This window comes from Pantoea sp. F_5, from assembly GCF_008631595.1.
In the GTDB taxonomy this organism is placed as follows: domain Bacteria; phylum Pseudomonadota; class Gammaproteobacteria; order Enterobacterales; family Enterobacteriaceae; genus Pantoea; species Pantoea gossypiicola.
The window spans coordinates 45,814-69,140 of the sequence record NZ_VWUO01000004.1; the positions used below are offsets into that span (position 1 = coordinate 45,814).

20 protein-coding genes are annotated in these 23,327 nt (G+C 59.2%); 14 read left to right on the top strand and 6 right to left on the bottom strand.

Going from position 1 to position 23,327, the window contains the following annotated elements; genetic code table 11:
- Nucleotides 1-264, top strand: coding sequence for a barstar family protein (locus F3I44_RS06850; RefSeq protein WP_150009996.1), 264 nt, complete (start codon nucleotides 1-3; stop codon nucleotides 262-264).
- Here F3I44_RS06850 and F3I44_RS06855 read toward each other — a convergent pair.
- From F3I44_RS06855 to F3I44_RS06870, 4 genes are all read right to left on the bottom strand, one after another.
- The gene (locus F3I44_RS06855; protein WP_150009998.1) at nucleotides 261-2,627 is read right to left on the bottom strand and encodes a virulence factor SrfC family protein; all 2,367 of its coding nucleotides are present in this window, start codon (nucleotides 2,625-2,627) and stop codon (nucleotides 261-263) included. The genes F3I44_RS06850 and F3I44_RS06855 overlap by 4 nt on opposite strands.
- Nucleotides 2,624-5,587 carry a virulence factor SrfB gene (locus F3I44_RS06860; RefSeq protein WP_150010000.1) on the bottom strand — a complete coding sequence of 988 codons (2,964 nt, stop codon included), beginning with the start codon at nucleotides 5,585-5,587 and terminating at the stop codon, nucleotides 2,624-2,626. The genes F3I44_RS06855 and F3I44_RS06860 overlap by 4 nt, the downstream gene beginning before the upstream one ends.
- 2 nt (nucleotides 5,588-5,589) lie before the next feature.
- Nucleotides 5,590-6,984: an SrfA family protein gene (locus tag F3I44_RS06865; protein WP_150010002.1), complete on the bottom strand. Its 1,395-nt coding sequence runs from the start codon at nucleotides 6,982-6,984 to the stop codon at nucleotides 5,590-5,592.
- A gap of 171 nt (nucleotides 6,985-7,155) precedes the next feature.
- A complete protein-coding gene (locus tag F3I44_RS06870) occupies nucleotides 7,156-8,328 on the bottom strand; it encodes a benzoate/H(+) symporter BenE family transporter (RefSeq protein ID WP_150019365.1) in 1,173 nt (390 codons plus the stop codon).
- A gap of 122 nt (nucleotides 8,329-8,450) precedes the next feature.
- Between F3I44_RS06870 and F3I44_RS06875 the strand changes: the two genes are divergently transcribed.
- From F3I44_RS06875 to F3I44_RS06885, 3 genes are all read left to right on the top strand, one after another.
- A complete protein-coding gene (locus F3I44_RS06875; protein ID WP_150010007.1) occupies nucleotides 8,451-9,008 on the top strand; it encodes a helix-turn-helix domain-containing protein in 558 nt (185 codons plus the stop codon).
- A 66-nt stretch (nucleotides 9,009-9,074) separates the two neighbouring features.
- Nucleotides 9,075-9,500 carry a MarR family winged helix-turn-helix transcriptional regulator gene (locus F3I44_RS06880; protein WP_150010009.1) on the top strand — a complete coding sequence of 142 codons (426 nt, stop codon included), beginning with the start codon at nucleotides 9,075-9,077 and terminating at the stop codon, nucleotides 9,498-9,500.
- Nucleotides 9,501-9,515: 15 nt separating this feature from the next.
- A complete protein-coding gene (locus F3I44_RS06885) occupies nucleotides 9,516-10,076 on the top strand; it encodes an isochorismatase family protein (RefSeq protein WP_150010011.1) in 561 nt (186 codons plus the stop codon).
- A gap of 52 nt (nucleotides 10,077-10,128) precedes the next feature.
- Here F3I44_RS06885 and pqqU read toward each other — a convergent pair whose 3' ends face one another.
- A complete protein-coding gene (pqqU, locus tag F3I44_RS06890; protein ID WP_190286016.1) occupies nucleotides 10,129-12,249 on the bottom strand; it encodes a TonB-dependent receptor PqqU in 2,121 nt (706 codons plus the stop codon).
- Between the two features lie 182 nt (nucleotides 12,250-12,431).
- Between pqqU and F3I44_RS06895 the strand changes: the two genes are divergently transcribed.
- From F3I44_RS06895 to F3I44_RS06935, 9 genes are all read left to right on the top strand, one after another.
- Complete coding sequence (locus F3I44_RS06895; RefSeq protein WP_150010013.1) at nucleotides 12,432-13,304, top strand: NAD(P)-dependent oxidoreductase; 873 nt, start codon at nucleotides 12,432-12,434, stop codon at nucleotides 13,302-13,304.
- 152 nt (nucleotides 13,305-13,456) lie between these two features.
- Nucleotides 13,457-14,473: a dipeptidase gene (locus F3I44_RS06900; RefSeq protein ID WP_150010015.1), complete on the top strand. Its 1,017-nt coding sequence runs from the start codon at nucleotides 13,457-13,459 to the stop codon at nucleotides 14,471-14,473.
- A gap of 143 nt (nucleotides 14,474-14,616) precedes the next feature.
- Entirely contained in the window at nucleotides 14,617-14,688 is a 72-nt protein-coding gene (gene pqqA / locus F3I44_RS06905) for a pyrroloquinoline quinone precursor peptide PqqA (protein WP_010245082.1), read from the top strand.
- Nucleotides 14,689-14,742: 54 nt separating this feature from the next.
- Nucleotides 14,743-15,660, top strand: coding sequence for a pyrroloquinoline quinone biosynthesis protein PqqB (pqqB, locus tag F3I44_RS06910; RefSeq protein WP_150010017.1), 918 nt, complete (start codon nucleotides 14,743-14,745; stop codon nucleotides 15,658-15,660).
- Between the two features lie 3 nt (nucleotides 15,661-15,663).
- Nucleotides 15,664-16,419, top strand: a complete 756-nt coding sequence (gene pqqC / locus F3I44_RS06915; protein WP_010245074.1) for a pyrroloquinoline-quinone synthase PqqC — start codon at nucleotides 15,664-15,666, stop codon at nucleotides 16,417-16,419.
- 3 nt (nucleotides 16,420-16,422) lie between these two features.
- A complete protein-coding gene (gene pqqD / locus F3I44_RS06920; protein ID WP_098050560.1) occupies nucleotides 16,423-16,701 on the top strand; it encodes a pyrroloquinoline quinone biosynthesis peptide chaperone PqqD in 279 nt (92 codons plus the stop codon).
- A complete protein-coding gene (gene pqqE / locus F3I44_RS06925) occupies nucleotides 16,664-17,830 on the top strand; it encodes a pyrroloquinoline quinone biosynthesis protein PqqE (RefSeq protein WP_370452830.1) in 1,167 nt (388 codons plus the stop codon). The genes pqqD and pqqE overlap by 38 nt, the downstream gene beginning before the upstream one ends.
- On the top strand, nucleotides 17,830-20,103 hold the full coding sequence (gene pqqF / locus F3I44_RS06930; RefSeq protein WP_150010021.1) for a pyrroloquinoline quinone biosynthesis protein PqqF: 2,274 nt from the start codon (nucleotides 17,830-17,832) through the stop codon (nucleotides 20,101-20,103). Before pqqE ends, pqqF begins: the two co-directional genes overlap by 1 nt.
- Nucleotides 20,104-20,219: 116 nt before the next feature.
- The gene (locus F3I44_RS06935) at nucleotides 20,220-20,804 is read left to right on the top strand and encodes a YceI family protein (protein WP_013357817.1); all 585 of its coding nucleotides are present in this window, start codon (nucleotides 20,220-20,222) and stop codon (nucleotides 20,802-20,804) included.
- 53 nt (nucleotides 20,805-20,857) lie between these two features.
- Here F3I44_RS06935 and F3I44_RS06940 read toward each other — a convergent pair whose 3' ends face one another.
- A complete protein-coding gene (locus F3I44_RS06940) occupies nucleotides 20,858-21,760 on the bottom strand; it encodes a pyridoxal-phosphate dependent enzyme (RefSeq protein ID WP_150010023.1) in 903 nt (300 codons plus the stop codon).
- A gap of 586 nt (nucleotides 21,761-22,346) precedes the next feature.
- Here F3I44_RS06940 and F3I44_RS06945 point away from each other — a divergent pair.
- On the top strand, nucleotides 22,347-23,327 hold the full coding sequence (locus tag F3I44_RS06945) for a 6-phosphofructokinase (RefSeq protein ID WP_150010025.1): 981 nt from the start codon (nucleotides 22,347-22,349) through the stop codon (nucleotides 23,325-23,327).

Genomic DNA, 23,327 nt, shown 5'->3' on the forward strand with positions numbered 1-23,327 from the left:
ATGCTTAACCTGACCTTTGACCTGCGTCAGCTCACTACGCGTGCGGCCTTTTATCAGCAGTTTGCTGAGCAGAGCGGCTGCCCGCAGAGCTTCGGACATAATCTGGATGCATTGTGGGACTGGCTGACGGGCGGGATGGCGCTGCCTGCCACGATGTGGCTGCAGCACTATGCTGCGCATGAAGCGGATTTAGCGCCGGTGCTGGCGCTGCTGGAAGAGGCGGCGCAGTCGCTGGAGGGCGAACTGCGCCTGATTATTGATTAAGTGCGCAGGGGCTTAAGGAGCGCAATCAGCGCTTCGCGGGCCGCCAGCGGCAGATCGCCGCCGCCGGTGTAACCATTGTTCTCAATGATCACCTGATTCAGCCCCACCAGCCAGTCGTAGATATAGTATGCGGTGTGGTTGGCCGGCGCAGCAGAGAGTTTGGTCAGGCGCTGACCGGCACTGAAGCTGACGCTGGGTGCCGGAGGACGGGAGAAAATCACCTGCCCCCGGTTAACCCGGCTGGCCGGACGTTCCGATTCAGGCCGCTGTAAAAAGCCGAGCCAGGCCACAAAATCCCCCAGCACCGTCATCGCCCGCGTCACCTGACGATCGGCGCGGGATTCATGGCTGACGCTCTGGGTATCCGGCTCATGCAGCGCCTGCTGCAGCTTCTGCGCGATATCGGTGCGGAATCCGGCCGTGATCAGCTCCTCTACCAGCCACTCCATCGTCGCTTTGTCGACGTTCAGCAACGCCAGCAGGCTGCGATTCTCGGGTAGCTGACGCAGATGATCCAGCCACAGCAGCAGCACCTGACGCGGATACTGCTGAGTGCTTTGCAGACTCTGACGCGACTGAACCGGCGCTTCCGCCGGACTTTCGCTGAACAGGTCAAATTCAAACCCGATACCAAACTGATTTTCCGGTGCCTGAATCGTGGCCGGTTTACTGCCTGGCTGGGCCGACTGATTGAGCCAGAGCTGGCGCAGCGCTTCACGCGGCGGCTGCAGGCGCTCCAGCAGCTCGCCATGCAGGCCGGTGCGATGCTGTAAACACTTCAGCAGCGTGTCGGCGATATTCTGTTTGCGTGCCGCCTGCTCCGGGCTGGCACCCGCTTCGGTCCAGGGCAACAGACGTCGCTCCACCACGGTGTGCTGGATCTGCGCCAGCTGAGCCAGCAGCATGTCGCGACGGGCTTCCGGCTGCATCTCTTCCAGCAACCAGTTCGCCATGCGATCGACGCCTGCGCGATCCAGTGCCAGCATCGATCCCCAGTGTTGCCCCGGCTGTCCCATCTGACGCTGAACGGCTTCATCGACGTTGACCTGCTGATGACGGGCATCGAACGGGGTAATCGCCCAAATCAGACGCGGTTTCTCTGCGGAGTCCTGGGCAGGCTGGTGACGCTGCCATTCGCGCAGCGTTTCGCTGGCAAGGTCAGCATCCTGACGCTGGCTGGCGGCGGTGCAGACCAGCAGCAGATCAATAGCCTGCCGCGCGGCATAGAAGCCGGGCAGCAGGGCGCGTTTCTGTTCCAGCAGCAGTGCACGCAGCGGATCCTGCTGCTGCAGGCGCTGACGATCTTCCTGCGTAGCCGCATCACTGGGCTGACCCGGCGCGGGCAGCTCCAGCATATCGGCATCATCATAAAGCGCGGTTCGCGGTGTGGAGCTCAGCGGGACCAGTACCTCCAGCGTCAGCAGCGCCAGTAATCCCAGCGGCACGTTCTGCGCCTTGCCGATGCGATTACCGTTCATCGGGCAGACTTCCACTGACTGCTGCTGATCCTGTTCACTGCCTGGCACAATCAGCTGCTCGGCGGGCAGCAGTGATGCGTTGGTCAGCAGGCTCAGCGGCGCGAGTACCCGGCTGCTGTTACGCAGCTGATGACGCAGGTGCAGCAGGGTACGCAGCATCTCATTCAGGTCAGGCTGAGCAGGCCACAGCAGTGAAAAGAGCTGCACCCGGTCGTCAACGCTGAGCCAGGGTGCCAGCTCAACGGCCTGCGGCCAGAAATGGCGATCCAGCCGCGCATCGTGATGCGGGCGACGGCGGCACCAGGACCAGAGCGTCACCAGCGCGTCGCCTTCCAGACCGGCCAGCGGCGTGGTGAGACGATGACGCTGCAGGCGCTGCAGGGTGCTGTCGATTTGTGTGGTGTCGGGCGTGGACGCTCTGGCACAGGCGACCATCAACCGCACCAGTTCCGCTTCGCTCAGCAGCGTCAGTTCAACCGGCCATTCGCCAGACAGCGGCTCGCGCTGATGGCTGAAGCGGGTGGCGGTCGCAAAATCGAGGTTGCCGGGATTGATATGCTGGAACCAGCTCAGCTGTTTATCGCCCATCCGGGTCACTAACTGGCCCTGGGCATCGGCCACCATTTCGTTCAGCAGCCAGGCTTTACCCGCCTGTGACTGGCCAAACAGCGCCAGCGTGACCGGACGCGCGACCTGCTGCGCCAGCGCCTGAGTCTGCACGCGCGCCTGGCGCAGTTGCAGCGTCAGGGTTTCGGCTTCCAGCGCCAGACGCGGCGACTGCTCACGGGTGGTCTCAATCCAGTTCAGACTGTTATTCAGTGCGTCCTGCAACAGGCTAAGACGTTTTGCCAGCGTTTGTGGCTGACGGGGTTTTAACGCTTTCATCGTTTACACACGCTCCCGCTGTCAATCCAGTATTGCGCATTGGCATTGCCGGTTGCTGACAGGGTGTTCAGCTTCAGACTTAACTGCTCCAGCGGCACGCGGGTACCATCGTCCAGGCGCGCATCGCTCAGCACCAGACTTTCCGGGCCGGCGGCGTCGGGACCGGCTTTGACAGCCAGACGAATGCGCAGCACGCTTTCACCGGCCACTTTGCGCGCCAGCGTAGCGTCGTTCAGCGTCAGGCTGTAGAGCGGCGAGGCGGGCCAGCGTTCATTGTCCAGTTGACGGAAACCGAGACAGACGTTGCCGCGAATACGGAAACTGCTTTTTTTATCCAGCGCATAGCCGGGATCGTCGAGGTCAATTTCGCTGTAGCAGAGGTTCTCGTCTGTCAGCGCCTGGTTTTCATCGAGCATACCAAGGTAGCGGATGGTCGAATAGGGTTCAAAATCGCCCGCGCGGAACCAGAAGCTGCTGAGGCGCAGATCCAGCGCCAGCAGGCAGAGCATCGCGCCGACCGCCGCAGTCGATTTCGGGTTATCGATGCGGCCATGTTTGTTAAACGGATACCAGTCGCTGGTGTGATAGCCCTCCAGCGACAGAATACGGCTGCCCGGCAGCGGCTGCAGATGGCGTACCAGCGCCTGAATACCCGGAAAGCGCGACGGGCGTCCGGTCAGTAGCAGCACGTCACACTGATAGAGCGACACCACTTCACACATGGAACGCAGCGCCGGAATAATAGCCATGCGGTGCTGCATAAATTCGCCGTGCAGCTGCGACAGGCTCACCACCAGCGGCACCTGCAGCAGGTCAAAGCGGCTGTTACCGCCCAGTTCGCGCTGAATTTCGCCGTTAACAAACGCCAGCACCGCCTCGCCCGGTGGCTGATCGACCAGCTCACCAAACAGCGCATTTATCTCCGCATGGCTCTCCAGCGGATCCCAGTTTTCGTAACGCTCAAGCACCGCCTGCGCCAGCGGAATAAACAGCTGTAAGGTGACCTGCTGACGCAGCGTCGCCTGACCGTCCATGCGGCTGTCGTGACCAAACAGCTTGTTCATCAGCGGTTCTGCCAGGGTCAGACCCGCTTTCTGCAGATGCTGTTGCAGCGCCGGTAAAATCCACAGCTGAATCACATCCAGCAGGATGTCGTCGCCCGCCACTTTGAAACCTTCACGGAACAGCAGCCGTGGCGTGATTTTGACGTTGTTGCCCTGACCATCATCCAGACGATACTGGGTGATGGCGAGGTCGGTGGTGCCGCCGCCGATATCAATCGAGGCGATCCGCAGGCTTTTGCCTGGCAGTTCGTCGGCCTCACGCGGACGATCGGGACGGACCATGCTGCTGAAAAAGTCTTCGGCGCGACCGGCAAAGTTGACCTGGGTTTCATTGAACAGCCAGACCATCTGACCACAGGTCGCTTCATCCCACTCCATCTGCACATCCGGCAGCGGTTTCGGGTTCTGACGCGGCAGAGAAGGTGACAGGTCATCGTCGTCCGCCAGCCAGCCCTCGGCTTTCCAGACCAGCGCCAGCGCTTCCTGCATCCGGCGGCGGAAAATTTCCCGCTCCGGCTTCGGCATCGCTGACGGCAGCGTCAGGATCACATGGCGCAGCTGACGCGGCGCGTGGCTCTGCGGCATCCGCTGACGCTGTGCTGCACTGTTCATCTGCATCAGCGCCTGTGCCAGCAGCTCACACAGCATAAAGGTCATCAGCGAACTGCGGCTGTAGTGCGGTGAAAAGACCGGCAGACGATCGTCGGGTGCCAGTGAAGAGAGCGGCTGGCCTTCGTCGTTCAGCAGAGCGGTAAAGGGGGCAGCATAGGCCAGGGGTTCAGCCTGATCGCCAGGCGTGTTAAAACGCCAGCCTGGCTGATAGCGGGCTTCATCCCACAGGTAACGACGCGGACTGGAGAGGCCGGTGCTGCCTTCCAGACCCACACGCTGCAGGGCCAGACGGCTTGCTTCACGTCCGACGCGCGTCAGTGACGGCCACATAAAGGCCTGCTCACGACCGCTCTCCAGCGAGAAGTTCGCTTTACCGAAACGCGCCTCAGCAAACTCCAGACGGCTGTCAAACAGCTCATTGTAAACCTGATGCGGCTGGGAGAGATCGCGCAGCTGCAGCTCATAGGTCTGCTTCAGGCCGTTGCTCTCTTCCGGGTGATCTTCCACCAGAATGCCGCAGGTATGGGAGTTGCCGACATCCAGAATGATATCGACGTTGACCGCCGGAGTCTGCAGCGTGGCGGCCTGGATGTAGATCTCGCTGAGGTCGAGCTGCTCGCCCAGCAATTCCAGCAGATTGAGGTAGTGCGCCTGATACTCAAACTCGCGCAGGGCCTGATTAATCGCCTGTTCACGGCGATCGGAAACGCGGTCGGTAAAAGATTCGCGCAGCCAGCCGTCAACCCAGGTCAGGTCAAGAAAATCACCCAGCTCGTAGTTGTGCCAGGCCAGCGCAAAGGTCACGCCGTTCTGCGCATCGGCAGTGCTAAGGCCGAGCTGTTCGCCGCCATCCTGTTCCGCGACACAGCGGGTATCAAAGGCCAGGGTGACGCGATGGGTATTGCCTGCCGCATCGGGCGCGGGCAGGGCCACCAGACGCATCCGCGCCCAGTTTTCCGGGCCGCCGATGAAACGACGACCGCTGGCGCAGCGCAGCATCGGCAGCGGCAGCCAGCAGGCGGCCAGAAGAGTGAGTGAGTCTGCCAGGGCGATATCGGACTCCGGGCGCACGACTTCAGCAGCACCCCCATCTTCCGGGTAGAGCAGGAATTTACCGCTGTTGCCATCGACGTTCAGGCGCAGCAGCGGGCCGTTAGCGGTCTGGCGCACAAACTGCCGACGCGCCTGGGTAGCTGAGAGTTGCAGGCCAAAATCCAGAAACTGCACACCGCTGTTTTCAATCAGCGAAATTTTTTGTTTGTCATCGATCAGGGGAGCCAGCATCGTTATTTACTCTCACGCTTAATCGTCATCGGGAAGACCCGGTCTTCAGCATACTGTGCTTCACACACGGCGGCACCCATACTCGCATGGCAGACCAGCAGCGGCATACGGTAGCGCGAATTGTTCTGGCACTTCGCCGTGTAGCGGCTCTCAATCACCATGTTACCGGCGCTGGTCATGGCGGCGCTGACATCCGCTTTACAGGTGGTATTCCCCTGGGCAACCTGCACGGTGCCTTTGCCATTTTTAAACTGGAAGCGCATCACCGGCGGCTTACCGGTCGGCGTTGGCATCTGGTCGATAGTCACACGCCAGCGGCCATCAATCACCTGTACCTGACCTTCGCGCACGGCGTCCGGCGTGACAATCAAATCATCAGGTTTAGCCGGAACCGGCGGAGTGACCACACTGGCAAGGGTAGCAGATGAAGCGGCAGGTGCGGCTTCGGTCGTGCCAGCGCTGGCTGGTTTTTGCGGCTGTGACTCGGGTTGTTTCTCCTCTGTTGCTGTCTCCGCAGGTGTCGTCGCTGACGGTGTAGCAACAGGTGTGTTCGCCGCCGGGGTCTGATTCGCCAAAGGTGTCGGAGTAGAAACTGCAGCGGGCGCTGAAACAGCCGCAGGGGGGGCGGCTGGCTTCGTTGATGCCACCGGTGTGGCGACAGGTTCAGGACGATGCAGCAGCACGGCCACCGTCACGGCCGCAGCAATCGCCACTGGCGGGACCAGATACCAGACGCGGAAACGGCGGCGAGCTGCCACAGGTGCAACCGACTCTGGCTCAACGGCTGCCGCGACCGGCAGCGGCTCATCTTCAGGTTCAGGTACAGGTTCAGCGACGATGACTGGCTCGACGGCAACCGGTGCGGCAGGTAGCTCAGGCAGCGGTTCAACCAGCGCCACCGGCAGATTCTCCTCCAGCGTGTCGCGCAGGCAGGCCAGCGCATCGTCGCGGCTGCGCGCCTGGGCATCGACAAAGCCCCAGAAGGTAATAACCGGTTTGCCATCAACCAGATAAACATACTGCTGATCGGGGAATTGCAGGGTTTTGCTCAGCAGCGCACCAAACAGCCGCATCGACGGGTTCTCTGCCGCGCGCGCGCGCGTACTGAGATCCTGCATATCCTGCTGGCAGGCGGTGAGTTGCTGCAGCGCCGCCCGACGTTCATGATCGCTGGCACCCAGCCAGGATTTCACCCGGCCGCTGAAAGGGGCATACCAGTCGAGGCGATCGCCTCGTTCATTGGCCTGAGGAATGGCCAGGCAATCTGCCAGTGCGCTCTGACGGCGCAGGCGCAGGGTTTCACGAATTTGCAGTGCCGAGGCGTAGACCGGCTGGCCATTTTCACCTAATGCCAGAACTGCATCTAAATTACCGCTGCGCAGAAAAGTTTTTGCCACCTGTTGGGCCCTTATCGGTCGTTGTCTGAGGCAGAAAATCGCGTGTTATCGACGATTAGGTTGATTTTACGCGGGGCAATGACAAATCAAACGGCAGAAAAGGAGGCAAATCCAGTGTTTTTTTCAGCGGCGGGCGGAAAAAAAACCGATATTTCAGCAGCTATCACGCAATCAGGTGGTTTTATGCACCAGCACCAGGTGAGCGATAACGCCACCGATCAGTCCCCAGAAGGCCGGGCCAATGCCCAGTAAAGAGACGCCTGATGCGGTGATCAGAAACGTGATCAGGGCGCTGTCGCGTTCGGCAGGCACATCGAGTGCGCGATGCAGACTGCCGGCCAGCGTGGCCAGCAGAGCCAGACCCGCCAGCGCCTCAATCAGCACGGCGGGCAGGGCACTGAACAGCACCGCGATCAGCGCACCGGACGCGCCCGCCAGCAGATAGAACACCCCGGCCAGCACCGCTGCCCGCCAGCGTTGCTGGGGATTTGCATCGACTTCATCGCTCATGCAGATCGCCGCCGTAATCGCCGCGACGCAGACCGAAAAGCCGCCAAACGGCGACAACAGCAGCGCCGTAACACCGGTCCAGCTCATCAGAGAAGAGACCGGCGGACGGTAACCGTGCGCCTGTAACGTCGCGATGCCGGGGGCATTCTGCGACGCCATGGTCACCAGAAAATAGGGCACGCCGATCCCCAGCAGCGTGGTCAGGGTAAAGTGCGGCATTACCGGCTCGGGCAGCGCCAGCATCATCGACTGTGGCGGAAAGTGGATGGCGTGCTGGGCCAGTGCCACGGCAATCCCCACCATCAGCGTCACCAGAATGGCATACCGTGCCAGCCAGCGACGGGCCAGCAGCCAGGCGAGACACATGCTGCCACACAGCACAACGTTGTTCTGCAAATCGGCAAAGGTCTGCAACCCAAAGCGCAGCAGAATGCCCGCCAGCATTGCCGCCGCCAGCGAGGCGGGAATATGGTTCATCAGCCGGGCAAACAGGCCAGTGACGCCGCACACCACAATCAGCAGATTGGCGAAAACAAACACGGCCACCGCCTCATTCAGCGTAACGCCGTGAAAGCTGGTCGCCAGCAGCGCGGCACCCGGCGTGGACCAGGCGGCCAGCACGGGCATGCGGTAGCGCAGTGAAAGACCCAGCGAGACAATCCCCTGCGCAAGACCCAGCACTGACAGCCAGCCACCAATCTGTGCCGGCGAGGCACCCGCCGCCTGAAACATCTGATAAATAATCGCGCCGCTGCTGCTGTAGCCCACCAGCACAGCAACAAAGCCGGAGACCAGCATCGGCAGGGTAAAACGGGACTGTTCGGCTCTCGTCATGGTCAGGCTCATCATAAAGTGTGCGTTATAGCGCACATGTTCGCATAGTGCGCTATAACGCACAAGTGTTACACTGTCGGCATAACGTCACCAGCCAGGGTGACGAGAACACAGGAGAAAAAATGGCAGATTTTCAGCAACACCTGAGCGATGCGCTCAGACAGTTGCGCCAGGCCAATGGCTGGAGCCTCACGCTGACGGCGGAGCGAACCGGCGTCAGTAAAGCGATGCTGGGGCAGATTGAGCGGGGTGAATCCAGTCCGACGGTGGCAACGCTGTGGAAGATTGCTACCGGGTTCAACGTTCCCTTTTCCTTTTTTATCGACGGGAGCGCGTTACCTTCTGGCACCCTACCGGGATTCAGTCAGCCCAATGCTGATATGTCGGTGCGCTCCGTGCTGCCCTACGATCCGCAACTGCGATTTGATCTGCTGGCGGTGGAGCTGGCCGCAGGCGCGCAGAGCCATTCCTCGCCACATGAAGCGGGCTGCGTGGAACAGGTGGTGGTTATTGAGGGTGAACTGTTGCTGGGGGTCAACGATCGCTGGCGGCGTCTGCTAAAAGGCGAGGCGTTTCAGTTCAGCGCCGACGTGCCGCACAGCTACCGCAACCCGCTCAGCACGCCGCTGCGCTTTCACAGCCTGATTCACTATCTGCAACGCCCGGACGTTACAAATTGATACCGGAGCAAACTACACAGTTTACCTTCGTATCTTTATACTTTCGCTTATCGATGGAGACGGGAAATGCGCGATCTGACTGAATCTGCTGCTACGCTGCGCATGCTGGTGGGCAAGCTGGGCCGCCGGTTGCGCGAGTCAGCACCGCCTGGGGAACTCACCTGGTCGCAGGTGGCGGTGCTGGGGCATCTGGTGCGCGATGGGGCGATGACGGTGACGCAACTGGCCGCCGCCGAGGGCGTACGCACCCAGTCGATGGGGGCGACCGTCGCCGGATTAGTGGCGGCAGAACTGATAACGGGCGAGCCCGATCCCCATGATGGCCGTAAAACACGCTATCTGCCCACCGCGTCGAGCCTGGCGGTGATTACGTCGAGTCGCGCAATGCGCGATGACTGGCTGGTCCGGACGCTGGACGCGCGGCTCAGCCCGGCAGAGCAGCAGCAACTGACCGACGTTCTCCCTCTGCTGCAACGACTCACTGACTATTAAATCCGAGGATCCAACATGGCTGTAACCACACTTGATGCAAAAACTGCGCTGATTGTTATCGACCTGCAACACGGCATTGTCGCGCTGCCGCTGGTCCATGAGCCGCAGCCGGTGATTGAACGCTGTGCCGGTCTGGCTGAGGCATTTCGCGCGCACGACCTGCCGGTGGTGCTGGTTAACGTGGCCGGTGGGGCACCTGGCCGTAACGAGCAGGCGCGTCACAGCGGCGACCTGCCTGCCGACTGGGCCACGCTGGTGCCGGCGATGACGCCGCAGCAGAATGATCTCACCATCACCAAGAAAACCTGGGGCGCGTTTCATAACACGGCGCTGCATGAGGAACTGCAAAAGCGCGGCATCACTCAGGTGGTAATTTGCGGTATCGCGACCAGCATCGGCGTGGAGTCAACGGCACGTCAGGCGTATGAATTGGGTTACAACGTCACCTTAGCAACAGATGCGATGACCGATCTCAATATGGATACGCACAACAACAGTGTGACGTTGATCTTCCCGCGCCTGGGTGAAACCGGCAGCTGTGAAGATATTGTGGCGCAGCTGAAATCCCGCGCCTGATAAGCGTATGACGGTATGATCCGGGCCACGGCAAGGGTGGCCCGGATGGTTTTTAGCGGAAGGCGTAACCCAGCGTTAAGCCAACGCTATAGTTACGGCCCGGCGCAGATTCGAAGTAGCGACCATTGCTTTCGTTCACAATTACTGAACCCACGTAGTGCCGGTCAAACAGGTTATCGACCCGGCCAAACAGATCCAGCGTCCAGTTTTCCACCAGCCACTTATAGCCGCTGTTAACCGCCGCCACGGTGTAAGACGGGGTATTCACGTTGTTCTGATCGTCAGCGGCGATCTGGCTCAGATAACGCACTTCACTGCCTGCATAAAAGCCCTGTTCCGGCAGATAGCCGAGTCCGGCATAAGCCATATGGCGGGCAATGCCCGGAATGCGGTTGCCGTCACAGCTGTCACTGCCGCAGGCGTTGCTGCGATAGCGCGCATCCAGCAGGGTATAGGCCATTTTCAGCCGCCAGTCCCACCCAAACTGCTGATCCAGACTTAATTCCAGACCGCGTCGGCGGGTCTGACCGGCATTTTTATAGGTAGTCCGTCCGCCGCTGCTGGCATCCGCCACAATCTCATCGCGGGTATCTGTCTGGAACAGCGCCGCGCTGACCAGGCCATTGCCGATGCGTTTTTTGCTGCCGATCTCCAGCGTGTCGCTGGTGGCCGGTTTCAGCCCCAGGTTCAGGCCGTTCGCGCCATCCGAGCGGTAAGAGAGCTCATTAATGGTCGGGGTTTCAAAGCCGCGACCGGCGGAGATCCACGCGTTCCAGCTCGGGTCAAAAGCGTACTTCAGCGCGGCAGCGGGCAGCCATTTGTGATAACGCGCCTCGCCGCTGTCGTCGCCGTTATCGGGCCGGATATAGAAGTCATTGGAGTCAAAGTTGACGGTGCTGAAGCGCACGCCTGCATCCAGCGACAGTTTATCGGTGAGCTGCCAGTTGGTCTGCACATAAGGATCGAGCGTCCACATCAGGTTGCGCTCGTTGCGGCGCAGATTGCCCTGTTCGCCCAGCTGCGTGACGCCGTTGCTGACGGTGTAGTTTTCATAGCCCTTGCGGCGCTCGGTCATGGTTTCGTAGGCGAGGCCACCGGTCACCGCCACCGGCATCGACAGCAGCGTGTCGCGATGGGTCCAGCGGGTATCGACGCCCTGATAGTGGCGGGTCAGGTCGATCACGCCTCCTGGATGGGACGGATTACGCTGAACGGCGGCGGGAATGGACTGGAACTGCGTGGTTTCGCGCACTCCTGCATAGAGCATTACGCTGAGGTCATCGTTTTCACTCATCTGGCGCTGATAACGCAGGCCGCCCTGGGTCTGATCCACCGTTTTACGGGTGTTGTAGAGAGTAACGTTGCTGACCACCTGGCGCGGATTGTCACGCCACTGTGCCTCGGTTAAGCCGCCGGGATCCTGGGCGTCGATGTGCACGCTGTTAAACAGTAGCGTTAGCGTGCTGACATCATCGATGCGCACGCCGAGCCGGGCGTTGCCGAGGTTCTTCTGCGCAGAACTGTGATCGCGATAACCGTGGGTGGTAAAGCGGGAAGCGGAGACGGTGTAATTCACATCGCCGGCGTGCGTGCCGTCACCGGTTGCGCCGCTGGCTTTAACGCTGTTGCGCCAGCTGCCGTAACTGCCGTACCAGCTGCTGGCTTCCAGCGTGGTCGGCTGCTGACCCTGCCGGGTGGTCACATTGATCACGCCGCCCGAGGCATTGCCGTAGAGCGCAGAAAAGGGGCCGCGCAGTACCTCGACATGATCAATCGAGCCGATGTCGATATTGGAGGTCTGCGCCTGACCGTCCGGCATGGTGGCCGGGATGCCATCCACGTAGATACGTAAGCCGCGCACGCCGTAGGTTGAGCGGGAGCCAAAGCCGCGCATCGACAGCTGCAGGTCCTGGGCATAATTCTGGCGGTTCTGGATCTGCAGACCCGGCACGCTGCTGAGGTTTTCCGACAGGTTCACGCGCGGTGCCGCCTGACGCATATCGTCGCCAGTGACCACACTCAGGGCGGCGGGGGTATCGAGTTCGTTAAGACCCGTTTCCGGCGGGGCGGCCGTCACGACCAGGGTATTGTCATTGTCTGCCGCCAGCAGCGGCAGCGGCAAAATGGCAGGCAACATCAGCAGCGTCGCCTGACGCAGAGAGAGTATTTTCATTATCAGAGGCCTGAAAAAAGAAGCGTAAATGAACCAGGTAGAACCATTGCCGCATAGGGTAAGGCTTCGGGGTGCCGGGGTACACCGTTTCACGCTGGATTTTTTCTCTGTTTACCGCCAGGCTGGAATCCATCTTTTGCAGTCATAAGGCATCCAGCGTTGACGGATGCAGACACAAACTTATGGGAGTCAGCATGAAACAACCTGAAGTGGCGGTTCTGGGATTAGGCGCAATGGGGCACGCATTTGCCGCCAATCTGCTGAAAAAAGGTTTTCGCGTACACGGCTGGAACCGCACCCGCGCGCGCGGCGAGGATTTGCTGGAGGCCGGATTGCAGCTGGCTGATTCACCGGAAGAGGCGGTGCGTGAAGCCGATGTGGTGATCGCCATGCTCTCCGATGGCGGCACCACAGAGCAGGTGCTCCATCAGGCGAAAGCGGCGTTTAAACAGGGCGCGACGCTGTGCCAGATGGGTACCATCGGCGTGGAAAAAACCGACGCGCTCATCGCCTTTTTCACAGCGAAACGACCAGATCTGCTGTTTATTGACGCGCCGGTTTCCGGCACCAAAGCACCCGCAGAAAACGCACAGATTCTGGTGCTGGCCAGCGGCGATCAGAGCCGTGCCGAGGCGGCAGAAGCAGTGTTTGCCGCCATCAGCAAAGGGACAAAGTGGCTGGGCGAGGCGGGCAAAAGTACCCGCATGAAGCTGGTCATCAACAGCTGGCTGATCGGCATGATGCAGAGCCTGGCGGAGAGCACCCGGCTGGCGGAGGATTTCGGCTTTTCCACCGACGATCTCTGGCAGGTGCTGGAGGGCGGTCCGCTGGCCGCGCCCTATGCGAAGATGAAGCTTGGGATGATCGCCAGCGACGACTATACGCCGCAGATGCATCTGATCTGGGCGCTGAAGGATGCCCGCCTGGCGCTGGATGCGGCTGAAACGCCCTTACCGACGCTGGAGAACATTGCGCAACTCTGGCAGCAGGCGGTAGACGCCGGACACGGTGACGAGGATCTGGCGGTCATCTACCGCTACCTGAAGGCGCAATGAGTCAGCCGCCGTTTGACTTTAACACCCGCCCGCGGGTGCACAATTACCTGCACGGTGCCAGCGCACGCTGACCCACACCCTGCGTGCGCGCCTGTTTGATGAATCCACCAGGCAGGGTTAGCATGGTCGCCTGTTTATTCGGGTGAACACTTATGCTGATTTTTGACGGTCATAACGATCTGTTGCTTAACCTATGGCTGCATCATCGCGATGCGCCCGCGCAGGCGTTTTATCAGGGCATTGAACGGGGCCATCTCGACTTTCCACGCATTCAGCAGGGCGAGATGGGCGGCGGGCTGTTTGCGATTTTTGTACCGCCGCAGGCGTACATCGCCAGCACGGTTCCGGCCCGCGCCGATGAGCCTTATGAGCCGCTGGAGATCATGTGGCAGCAGCTCGATATCCTGCAGCAGCTGGCTGATGCGTCCGGCGGACGGGCGCGACTCTGCCGCAGCAGTGACGAGATTGCCGCCTGCCGCGCGGAAGGCGTGCTGGCGATGGTGGCGCACATTGAAGGTGCCGACGCGCTGGACGAGGAGGGCGAGCAGCTGCGCGCCTTCTGGCAGGCGGGGGTGCGCAGTATCGGGCCATTCTGGAATCTGCGCAGTCGCTTTGGTGAAGGCGTCAGCGGCTCGTTTCCCGGCACGCCCGATACCGGACCGGGTCTGACCGCCGCCGGTGAAAAGCTGATTCAGCAGGCGAGTGAGCTGAAGATGATGATCGACGTGTCGCACATGAACAGTAAGACGTTCTGGGAAACCGCCCGGCTTTCCCGTGCGCCGCTGGTCGCCAGCCACTCCAACGCGCATGCCCTCTGCCCGCAGCCGCGCAATCTGACCGACGATCAACTGGTAGCGATCCGCGACAGCGGCGGTCTGGTTGGCCTTAATTTCGGCAATGCGTTTCTGCGCGCCGATGGAAAACGCGGCGCTGACACGCCATTAACAGAAATTGTTAAGCATTGTGATCACCTGTTGAAGATAATGGGCAGCGACCATGTGGCCTTTGGCTCTGATTTCGACGGGATTACCCCTCCGGCCGCGCTGGGCGATGTCAGCGGAATGCCGCGATTGCTCGCCGCTTTTCAGGAAGCGGGCTATGATCAGAGACTGACAGAGAAGCTGGCATGGGGAAACTGGCAGCGGGTTTTACATCTGACCGGGCTGTGATAACAATTTCCTTACGTTCCGGGCTTGATCCCGACGCGCCATTGGCGCAACATCTGCCTGGAAATTGTGACGGTGCTCTCATTTAACAGCCGTCACGCCGATTTCAGACAGCACATTTACTGTTAACCAAGAGGAAGTAACTCATGTGGAAAAAACCAACTTTCGTTGATATGCGTCTCGGTCTGGAAGTGACTCTTTACATCTCCAACCGTTAATCGTTCTGCCCGCCCTCTGAGCGGGCATTTTTTTTCAACTTCTGGTTTTCCTCTATGTTTATCAAAATCCTCGGCTCAGCCGCGGGTGGCGGGTTTCCGCAGTGGAACTGTAACTGCGCCAACTGCCACGGCGTGCGTAATGGTACCATTCAGGCTCAGGCACGCACACAATCGTCGATTATCCTCAGCGATAACGGTGAAGACTGGGTGTTATGTAATGCGTCACCCGACATCGGCCAGCAGATCCTGCACACGCCAGAGCTAACCCGCAAGGGCGTACTGCGCGGCACGGCGATCGGGGGAATTATCCTCACCGACAGCCAGATCGATCACACCACCGGGCTGCTGAGCCTGCGTGAGGGCTGTCCGCATCAGGTCTGGTGTACGCCGGAAGTCCATGCCGACCTCAGTACCGGCTTCCCGATCTTTCCGATGCTCACCCACTGGAACGGCGGTTTACAGCACCGACCGATTGCACCCCTGACGCCGTTCAGCGTCGATGTCTGCACCGATTTGCAGTTCACCGCGATTCCTATCATCAGTAATGCACCGCCTTACTCGCCCTATCGCGATCGGCCGCTGCCGGGCCATAACGTGGCGCTGTTTATTGAAAACCGGGTGAATGGCCAGACGCTGCTCTACGCGCCAGGTCTGGGCGAGCCGGATGCGGTGATCCTGCCGTGGCTGCAAAAAGCGGACTGCCTGCTGATTGACGGCACCGTCTGGCAGGATGATGAGCTGCTGACCACCGGCGTGGGTCACAACACCGGCAAGGCAATGGGTCATCTGGCGCTGGCGGAAGAGCAGGGGCTGATGGCGCTGCTGGCGTCACTGCCGGCTAAACGCAAAATTCTGATCCACATTAACAACACCAATCCGATCCTTAATGAGCAGTCACCCCAGCGTCAGTTTCTGACGGAGCAGGGAATAGAGGTGAGCTGGGACGGAATGGCGATTCATCTTCAGGGCTAAATCATGCAGATTACTGACACGCTGTCGCCGCAGGCTTTTGAACAGGCCCTGCGCGACAAAGGCGCTTACTACCACATTCATCACCCGTATCACATCGCGATGCATAACGGTCAGGCCACACGGGAGCAGATTCAGGGCTGGGTGGCGAATCGCTTCTATTACCAGACCACCATTCCGCTGAAAGATGCGGCGATCATGGCTAACTGCCCGGATCCGGCCACCCGGCGTAAATGGGTGCAGCGCATCCTCGACCACGACGGCAGCAACGGTGAAGAGGGCGGTATTGAGGCCTGGCTGCGGCTGGGCGAGGCGGTCGGGCTGACGCGTGAAGAATTATTGTCTGAGCAGCATGTGCTGCCGGGCGTGCGCTTTGCGGTTGATGCCTATATCAACTTCGCCCGCCGTGCCAACTGGCAGGAGGCGGCCTGCAGCTCACTTACCGAGCTGTTCGCGCCGCAGATCCACCAGTCACGACTCGATAGCTGGCCGCAGCACTATCCGTGGATCAAAGAAGAGGGCTACTTTTACTTCCGCAGCCGCCTGGGTCAGGCGAACCGCGATGTAGAGCATGGCCTGGCGCTGGCGCTGGAGTACTTCACCACCGCAGAAACGCAGAACCGGATGCTGGAAATTTTGCAGTTTAAGCTCGATATTTTATGGAGCATGCTGGATGCCATGACCATGGCTTACGAGCTGAAACGTCCGCCTTATCACACCGTCACCGACAAGGCGGCGTGGCACACCACCCGACTGGTATAACAGATGAATGAAAACTCGATTGCCGTGTTTCGTCGCGGCTACCGTATGCAGTGGGAAGCTGCTCAGGATACCCATGTGGTGCTCTATCCCGAAGGCATGGCGAAGCTGAACGAAACCGCCGCCGCCATTCTTGAGCTGGTGGATGGCAAACAGGATATTGCCGCGATCATTGCGACGCTGGATAGCCGTTTTCCGGAAGCGGGCGGCGTGGGGCCGGACGTTTTAGAGTTCCTGCAGTCAGCCTATGAACAAAAGTGGATACAGTTCCGTGACCCCGCATAAACCCGGCGTGAATCCCCCGCTCTGGCTGCTGGCCGAGCTGACCTATCGCTGTCCGCTGCAGTGTCCCTACTGCTCCAACCCGCTGGATTTCGCGCAGCAGGAGAAGGAGCTGACCACGGAGCAGTGGATTGAGGTCTTTCGTCAGGCGCGCGCCATGGGCAGCGTCCAGCTTGGATTCTCCGGCGGCGAGCCGCTGGTGCGTAAAGATCTGCCTGAACTGATTAAGGCGGCGCGCGATCTCGGCTTTTACACCAACCTGATCACGTCGGGCATTGGCCTGACGGAGAAGAAGCTGGATGCGTTCAGCGAGGCCGGTCTGGATCATATCCAGATCAGTTTCCAGGCGAGTGACGAAACCCTGAATGCGGCGCTCGCCGGGTCGAAGAAAGCGTTTCAGCAGAAGCTGGAGATGGCGAAAGCGGTAAAAGCGCACGGCTATCCGATGGTGCTGAACTTTGTGCTGCATCGCCATAACATTGACCAGATTGATAAGATCATCGAACTCTGCATTGAGCTGGAAGCGGATGACGTAGAGCTGGCGACCTGTCAGTTCTACGGCTGGGCGCAGCTCAATCGCGAAGGCCTGCTGCCGACGCGTGAACAGATCGCTCAGGCGGAAGCGGTGGTCAGCCGCTACCGTGAGCGGATGAGCGACAGCGGCAATCTCACGAATCTGTTGTTTGTGACGCCTGACTACTACGAAGAGCGACCTAAACCCTGCATGGGCGGCTGGGGGGCGATCTTTCTCAGCGTCACACCAGAAGGCACCGCGCTGCCGTGCCACAGTGCGCGCCAGCTGCCGATTGAATTTCCGTCGGTGCTGACACAGCGCCTGGATGATATCTGGTACAACTCGTTCGGCTTCAACCGCTATCGCGGTTTTGACTGGATGCCGGAGCCGTGCCGCTCCTGTGATGAAAAAGAGAAAGATTTTGGTGGCTGTCGCTGTCAGGCCTTTATGCTGACCGGTAATGCTGACAACACCGATCCGGTCTGCAGCAAATCACCGCATCACGGCAAAATTCTCGAAGCCCGGCGTGAGGCGGATTGCAACGACATAAAAATTGGTCAGCTGCAGTTCCGCAACCGAAGTAACTCGCAACTGATCTACAAAACCCGGAACCTCTGATGACCACGCGCGGACTGGTGATAGAGGGTCTGACGGTGGAACTGGTGCATCAGGCTGATGCCAGCCAGGCCGCCGCCCTGATTCGGGTAGGGGCAGGGAGTCACGACGAGCCGGATCGCTGGCCCGGACTGGCGCATCTGCTGGAGCATCTGCTGTTCACCGGCAGCACCGGCTGGCCCGATGAGGGCCGGCTGATGAGCTGGATCCAGACGCAGGGCGGCAGGGTTAACGCCACCACGCTGGCCCGGCGCAGCGCGTACTTTTTTGAGGTCACGCCGTCGCTGCTGGCAGACGGGCTGGCAAGACTGCAGGATATGCTGGTCTCTCCGCTGCTCGATAATCAGGCGATTGCGCAGGAAGTGGCGGTCATCGACGCGGAGTATCAGCTGTTGCAGCGCCATGAGCCATCCCGCATTGAAGCGGCATTGCTGCACGCCGCGGAAACCTCCGCTGAATTTCAGCGCTTTCATGTCGGCAGCCGGGCGAGCTTTGGCGACGAGCTCTCTGCGCTGCAACGGGCATTGCGCCAGTTTCACCAGCGCTACTACGTTGCCAGCAATATGCGGCTCTGGCTGCAGGGACCGCAGTCGCTGGATGAGCTGGAACAGCTGGCGCATCAGTTTGCCGCCGCGCTGCCTGCCGGTCAGTGGCGGCAGGATTTGACACCGCCGCAGCTCAACAGCGATACCTGCTGGCAACTGGCGGAGACAGCCCAGGCAGCGTTATGGCGCACCTGGCTGCTGGACAATAGTGACGGTGTCACGTTATGGCGTGAATTTCTGTTGGATGAAGCGCCTGGCTCGCTGCTGGCGACTCTGCGTGAGCAGGGGCTGGCCGAGGGACTGGAGCTTAAATGGATTTATCAGGCTGAAGATGCGTGCTGGCTGGCGTTGGGTATCGAAACCAGCGAGCCTGAGAAGGTAAATCATCTGGTTAACGGTTACCTCACTGCGCTGCGCCAGACGACTGCACAGCAACATCTGCACTATCATCAGCTTGCATATCAGCAATTTGTGACATTGTCACCACTGGAGCAGTTGCGTCAGCGCGCTATCGGCTTCACACCTGATATAAGCCTGCCTGCGCTGCAGCCGCTACTGGATAAACTCACCCATGCGCCTGGCACAGTGCTGTGCTGTACGTCGCAACCGGCAAGGGAACAGATCGTCACGCAGGGCTTCACGCTGGCGCTGACGGCCTGTGAGCCAGCCCAGGATGAGAGGCTGCCCGCTGCCCGTTTCACCTTCTATCCGCTCGACATCACTGCCACGCCTTCGCCGCTGCCCGCGCAGGCGGTGGCATTGCCGCATCATCCGTCAGAGGACCCGCAGGCAACGCTGATCCTGCGCCCGGAATTTTATTCAACCTTTACCGCCGAAACCGGCGAAGCGCTGGGACGACGGTTGCGTCCGCTGTTTGCAGCGCTGCGTCACCAGGGCGGTCACGGCAGCTGGCAGGAAACAGAGGGCGTGTGGCAACTGACGGTCCGGCTGACATCGGATCAGGCGGTCGCTGACCAGGCGCTGAGCCAGATTGTCTCTGCCCTGGCATTGCCGGTTGAGGCAAATCTGCCATTGCCTGTTGAAAGCATCGCTATCCGTGCGTTGCTGCGACAGTTGCCTTATCAGCTGGCAGCCAACGTTACGCCAGGATGCTGGCGGGCGGCGCTGAAGGGCGGCGATGCGATGCTGCACTCAGTGATTGCCCGGCGGCTGAGCGCGCTGTCGCTGCCGGTCAACCCTGACACGTCGCCCAAACGTATGACTACGCAGACCGGCATGACGCGCCTGCCGCACGCCAGTGCAGACAACGCGCTGCTGCTGTTTATTCCGCTGCAGCGTCCTGAGCAGCTGGCGGCATTGCGCGCGCTGGCGCTCATCTATGAGCCGCGTTTTTTCCAGCGCTACCGCGTTGAGCAGCAGATAGGTTATGTGGTCAGCAGTCGCTATATGCGCTGTGCCGATGAAGATGGGGTGTTATTTGCGCTGCAGTCGCCCGATTACAGCGCATTGTCACTGCTGCGCTACTGCCGCAACTTCCTGCGGTCACTGAACGAGACGCTGGCGGGATGTGATCTGGTGGCCCTGAAAGCGCGACTGCTGAGCCAGCAGGCTGAGCAGCCACTGGCCCTGTTGCGCCGTGAAAATGGCCTGGCCGAACCGGACGCGGCGCAGATTGCGGCGCTGACCCTTGCAGATTTACAGCAATTGCACCGCACGCTGATTCAGGATCGCCGCCGCTGGCGGGTGCTGTTCACCGGCAGGAATGCATAGTGACCGGTTTTAAGGTTGCTGAATTTATTTGAAAATTACCGACAAATCTCTTCACTGTCTATTCCGGGAAAACTGGACCACACTCAATTCACTTTTGTCCGCATAAGGAATTGACCGTGAAGAACTTCAAACGTATTGCACTGCCCCTGTTAGCCGCTGCTACCCTCTACGCTCCGTTATCTCAGGCCGAGGCGATGCACTACCAGCTGAACCCTGAGCATACGTCGGTAATTGTTGCCTGGAATCACTTTGGCTTCTCAAATCCTACCGCGGATATCCCGGATGCAACCGGTACGCTGGTGTTTGATAAAGATCATCCTGAGGCCTCACGCGTTGACGTGACCCTGCCCGTCAGCAAAATCGACAGCCACGTTGCCGCGCTGACCAAAGAGTTCAAAGGTGCTGAATACTTCGATACCGCCAAATACCCGACTGCGACCTTCCACAGCACCAAAGTGGTTGCGAAGGGCGACAACAAGTTTGACGTTGAAGGTAACCTGACCCTGAAAGGCATCACTAAGCCAGTGACGCTGCACGCGACGCTGAACAAGCAGGGCGAGCATCCGATGGTCAAGAAGCAGGCGATTGGTTTTGACGCCACCGGCACCATCAAGCGTTCTGACTTCAAGCTGGACAAATATGTCCCGGCAGTCAGCGACGACGTTACGCTGACGCTGTCTACTGAAGCTTACGCGAAGTAACAAACGGCTGGCGCAGCCCCTCTGGCTGCGCCATCGCTTTTCCCTTTAATTCCTCAGCCTTGCAGACTCGCCAGGGTAACTGAAGCCCCCCCACAGACGATAACCAGCACGTTATCATCCGGTTTAAAGCCGATTTTCCCGTCATACAGCATCGATAATGAGACGCCACAGGCTGGCTCTGTCAGAACACGATGATCGTCCAGGAAGCGGCGACAGGCATTCACAGCTTCATCATCGCTCACAACCTTTCCCCTGACATCTGCCCGACGTGCCACGTTAAACGCATTTTCACACACCTGACTGGCTGCCAGCGTGGTGGCGATACCGCTGACCCGGTCCAGCGTGACCCGCTCACCGGCTTCCAGTGCGGCGTTAAGCGACGCGGTTCCCTCAGTTTCAACCGCATAAATCGGGATATGGCTGAGCTGATGCCTTTTCAGACCCTGGACAATACCGGAGAGCAGACTGCCGCCGCCCACGGAGAGGATTATCGCATCCGGCCGCAACCCCTCACTGATTACTTCATCTATCAGCGTGCTGATGCCGTCCCACAGCAGCGGATTGTCAAAGGGATGGATGTAGATATGTTCGTGCGACGCCAGCGATAACGCGTACGCATTGGCCTCACTCCAGACATTGCCGTGTACGATCAGCCTCGCACCTTCCTGTTCGATAAGCTGTCTGGCGCGCGCGGAGGTGGTTTCAGGCACCACCACCGTGACCGGTAGCCCCAGTCTGCGGCCGCTGTGCGCCACGGCAATACCCGCATTGCCGCCGGAGGAGCTGACAAACGCCTTAGCGCCCTGTGCAGCATAGTGTTGACAGATATGGCCTGCGCTTCTGAGCTTAAACGATCCGGTTGGCTGCGCTGATTCCATTTTCAGCCAGACGTTGCTGCCGCTGAGCTGACTCAGTGGCAGGGAGTGAATGAGAGGGGTACGGATAGCTATTTCCATGCGTCTTATCCTGGTCAAATGGTGTCATAGGAAACCGGTTTGTCGTCACGGTGAACGTCGGTCTTGCCGTGCGGAATAGCAGCGTCGAACGCAGAAGAAAAAGTCACCCTTTCAGAAGAGCGTGGAGAATTTTCCTTAAAAATCATTATCGTCGGGCTGCGTTTTTGTCTGCAGTGAAGGTTATACCGAAGAATGCTACTCGTTCGCAACAGAGATAATAAATCTGCTTAACATCTGACTGCAGATTTTCTTTCTGCACCTTAGTTGCGGTTTCTGCTCTGTGAAACCAGGAAAAATGAGGTGAAAGTCACAAATCTGCAACGCCACCTGGATGACCGATTTTACCCCCTCCGGCTTTCTGACAGGTTCACCCGCGCCAGCCGCTAACCCAATGATTTATATCGATTCGCCTTAAGCACAATAAGTTGGAATAGTGTGAGTCATATCACAAATAAAGCGATGTTAAGAGCACTGTCAATATCCCCGTCTGAAAAATACCGCGCGTAACTGTGATCTCCTCTGCAAATAGCAACCCCGCGAACCGGAAGAATGGCCCTCAGCAGAGTAAGCCAGCGAGGTGAGGGAAATGCGAATTGGAATGGTGATCAGTGGCGGTGACGTGACCGGCATTAATAATTTTGTCTTTCAGATTGGGCGTATGGCGCAGGCTGAGATGGTGATATTTGACGGCGGTATTCCCGGCCTGCTGGAAAATAATCATCGTGAGATCAGCCAGCGCGATCTGCTCGACTTTTCCATCGCCTCTATTCCGGTTATGCAATCGGGACGCACTGAAAAGAAACTGGTGCGCAGCGAATATGAGTTAATTGCACGCCAGCTGAAAAGTGCCCGTATTGATATAGTAATTATGGCGGGGGGGGACGGGTCGCTGCAATTTCTTCATACCCTGTCGGCATATGGTGTGAATTGTTTTGGCGTCGGTATGACCATCGATAATGATGTCTTCGGCAGTGATTACACGCTGGGATTTTCTACCGCCTGCGAGCAGGTATTAAAAGAGGTCGCGAAACTGCGTAATACCGGCCGCGCCTTACCGGGCCGGGTTTTTATGCTGGAATTACTCGGCGGCTATTGCGGTGAATTGACCCTGCAGTCCGCGATTAAATCTAACGCGGATATTGCGCTGATCCCCGAGTGCCAGATCCCGCTGCCACAACTGGCGCAGCGCATCACCCGGCGGCTGGCAGAGCAGAACAGCGTGGTCATCCTCTGTTCAGAAGGCTACACCCGCGAATACTCGCCCGGTTTTCAGGGGGCGATCGACACCTTAATCAAACAGCTTGAACCGCTTATTGGCGTGCGCATCCGTAAGACCATTCTGGGTTACGGGCTGCGCAATGGTGATCCGACCTGCGAAGAGATCTTTCAGGGCACCATTATAGCCAGTGAAGTGGTGCGTTGTATTCAGTCAGGTATGCGGAATAAAGCGGTCATTATTAATGGCAGCAATAAACCGATCCCGATTGATTTAATAAGCATGCAAAAACGCCTGGTCGATATTGACGGGCACCATTACAAACTCGCTAAGCAACTCAATATAGTGTGA

What these genes read in the sequence shown, in the direction of transcription:
- F3I44_RS06850 (WP_150009996.1), top strand. Translation starts at nt 1, where the DNA reads ATGCTTAACCTGACCTTTGACCTGCGTCAGCTCACTACGCGTGCGGCC.
- F3I44_RS06855 (WP_150009998.1), bottom strand. Translation starts at nt 2,627, where the DNA reads ATGAAAGCGTTAAAACCCCGTCAGCCACAAACGCTGGCAAAACGTCTT.
- F3I44_RS06860 (WP_150010000.1), bottom strand. Translation starts at nt 5,587, where the DNA reads ATGCTGGCTCCCCTGATCGATGACAAACAAAAAATTTCGCTGATTGAA.
- F3I44_RS06870 (WP_150019365.1), bottom strand. Translation starts at nt 8,328, where the DNA reads ATGACGAGAGCCGAACAGTCCCGTTTTACCCTGCCGATGCTGGTCTCC.
- F3I44_RS06875 (WP_150010007.1), top strand. Translation starts at nt 8,451, where the DNA reads ATGGCAGATTTTCAGCAACACCTGAGCGATGCGCTCAGACAGTTGCGC.
- F3I44_RS06880 (WP_150010009.1), top strand. Translation starts at nt 9,075, where the DNA reads ATGCGCGATCTGACTGAATCTGCTGCTACGCTGCGCATGCTGGTGGGC.
- F3I44_RS06885 (WP_150010011.1), top strand. Translation starts at nt 9,516, where the DNA reads ATGGCTGTAACCACACTTGATGCAAAAACTGCGCTGATTGTTATCGAC.
- pqqU (WP_190286016.1), bottom strand. Translation starts at nt 12,249, where the DNA reads ATGAAAATACTCTCTCTGCGTCAGGCGACGCTGCTGATGTTGCCTGCC.
- F3I44_RS06895 (WP_150010013.1), top strand. Translation starts at nt 12,432, where the DNA reads ATGGGAGTCAGCATGAAACAACCTGAAGTGGCGGTTCTGGGATTAGGC.
- F3I44_RS06900 (WP_150010015.1), top strand. Translation starts at nt 13,457, where the DNA reads ATGCTGATTTTTGACGGTCATAACGATCTGTTGCTTAACCTATGGCTG.
- pqqB (WP_150010017.1), top strand. Translation starts at nt 14,743, where the DNA reads ATGTTTATCAAAATCCTCGGCTCAGCCGCGGGTGGCGGGTTTCCGCAG.
- pqqC (WP_010245074.1), top strand. Translation starts at nt 15,664, where the DNA reads ATGCAGATTACTGACACGCTGTCGCCGCAGGCTTTTGAACAGGCCCTG.
- pqqD (WP_098050560.1), top strand. Translation starts at nt 16,423, where the DNA reads ATGAATGAAAACTCGATTGCCGTGTTTCGTCGCGGCTACCGTATGCAG.
- pqqE (WP_370452830.1), top strand. Translation starts at nt 16,664, where the DNA reads ATGAACAAAAGTGGATACAGTTCCGTGACCCCGCATAAACCCGGCGTG.
- pqqF (WP_150010021.1), top strand. Translation starts at nt 17,830, where the DNA reads ATGACCACGCGCGGACTGGTGATAGAGGGTCTGACGGTGGAACTGGTG.
- F3I44_RS06940 (WP_150010023.1), bottom strand. Translation starts at nt 21,760, where the DNA reads ATGGAAATAGCTATCCGTACCCCTCTCATTCACTCCCTGCCACTGAGT.
- F3I44_RS06945 (WP_150010025.1), top strand. Translation starts at nt 22,347, where the DNA reads ATGCGAATTGGAATGGTGATCAGTGGCGGTGACGTGACCGGCATTAAT.